Source organism: Micromonospora globispora (assembly GCF_003857015.1).
Taxonomy (GTDB): domain Bacteria; phylum Actinomycetota; class Actinomycetes; order Mycobacteriales; family Micromonosporaceae; genus Micromonospora; species Micromonospora globispora.
The window spans coordinates 1-1,533 of record NZ_QGGF01000170.1 but is presented as its reverse complement, the minus strand read 5'-3'; the positions used below and the strand labels follow the sequence as shown (position 1 = coordinate 1,533).

3 protein-coding genes are annotated in these 1,533 nt (G+C 71.8%); 2 read left to right on the top strand and 1 reads right to left on the bottom strand.

Annotation, left to right across the window (positions count from 1 at the left end):
- The coding region (locus DKL51_RS06550) for a TroA family protein (protein WP_498070883.1) at nucleotides 1-376 on the bottom strand (376 nt) is incomplete at its 3' end.
- Nucleotides 377-587: 211 nt separating this feature from the next.
- Here DKL51_RS06550 and DKL51_RS06545 point away from each other — a divergent pair.
- Nucleotides 588-965: an SCP2 sterol-binding domain-containing protein gene (locus tag DKL51_RS06545; protein ID WP_109947922.1), complete on the top strand. Its 378-nt coding sequence runs from the start codon at nucleotides 588-590 to the stop codon at nucleotides 963-965.
- The coding region (locus DKL51_RS06540; protein ID WP_311768026.1) for a glycogen debranching N-terminal domain-containing protein at nucleotides 962-1,533 on the top strand (572 nt) is incomplete at its 3' end. The genes DKL51_RS06545 and DKL51_RS06540, both read left to right, overlap by 4 nt.

Below are 1,533 nucleotides of genomic sequence, written 5' to 3'. Positions count from 1 at the left end.
CCTCCAGCGTGTACGGGTCCAGCGACAGCACGTCGGCGCGGCAGCCCAGGTACTCCACCGCGTCCGACACGCGGTCGGAGGGGAGGGCGCAGACCCGGCAGAGGTCCTGGGTCAGGATCAGCTCCGGGTCGAGGCCGGCCCGCGCGTCCGCGTGCCGGGTGTAGAGGTCCTCGCCGGCCGCGAGCTGCGTCCGGACGTACGCGTCGATCTCGCCGGGACTCATCCCGCGGGTGTCCCGGCCGCCCACCACGATCGTCCGGGCGGCCCGGTCGGCGGGCGGCACCTCACATTCGAAGGTCACCCCGACCAGGTCGTCCCCGAGACCGAGGGCGTAGACGATCTCCGTCGCGGACGGCAGCAGGGACACCAGGCGCATCCCGACATCCTGCCCGGCGCGGCCCGAACGCCCGCCCCGGACCCCACCCGGCTCGCCGATCGGCCGGACGGGCACCACGGCCGACGGTAAGCTCAGATCGCGTCCGGAGGGCCGGGCCCCAGGCGTGCCGACCCGTCCGGTCCGTTGCCGGGCCGCAGCGCCCGCGCTCCGGAAGTTGCCCGGTGGCCGGGCGTGTGCAGGGGGCGGTGCGATGTCGGATCCCATCGAGGTGTTCTTCGACCGGCTCGGCCGCCACGGCCACGAACGCCTGCTCCGCAAGACCACCGGCACCGTCCGCTTCGACCTGGACCGGGACGGCGGGGTCGACCACTGGCACCTGACCATCGCCGACGGAGCGGTCTCGGTGTGCCGCGAGGCGCGGGACGCCGACGCGGTGATCCGCACCGACGAGGCCTTTTTCTGCCGGATGGTGCGCGGTGAGGCCAAGGCGCTGTCGGCGTGGCTGCGCAACGACATCACCACCGAAGGCCAGTTCCGCTTCGTCATCCTGCTGGAGCGGCTCTTCGCCCAGCCGCCGGACGCGCGCCATCCGCGCGCGGCGGTCCGTGACCGCCGGGAGCCGGGATGAGAAACTTGGTCCGGATCGTCGACGGCAACGTCTTCGTGCTCAGCGACGACAACGGCGACATCGAGGCGGCCATCAGCAATCCGAGCGGCTTCTTCGACTTCGACTCCCGGTTCCTGTCGCTGTGGCGGCTGAGCCTCGACGGTGAACGGCTGCACCCGCTCTCCATCGCCGAGCGGAACTACTTCACCCTCCGCTTCTTCCTGGTGCCCGGGGAGCCGACGCACTACGTGGACGCCAAGGCCTCGGTCATCCGCGAGCGGGCCATCGCCGGCGGCGGGTTCGAGGAGCGGCTGACCGTGCTCAACCACGACCGAAAGCCGGTGGAGTTCACCGTACGGCTGGACGCGGCCAGCGACTTCTCGCCGCTGCACTCGGTCGAGCAGGGGCGGGAACGGGAACGGGAACCGGTGGGGCGGACCTACCGGAGCGTCGAGGAGCGGTGCCTGCGGATCGGGTACCGGCGGGAGAAGTTCCACCGGCAGACGGTGATCACCAGCAGCGAACCGGCGGACTTCGACGAACACGGGCTGACGTACACGGTCCGGGTGCTGCCGAAGCAGGGCTGGAC

Excerpts from the sequence above, each read along its gene's own strand:
- DKL51_RS06545 (WP_109947922.1), top strand. The coding sequence starts at position 588 with ATGTCGGATCCCATCGAGGTGTTCTTCGACCGGCTCGGCCGCCACGGC.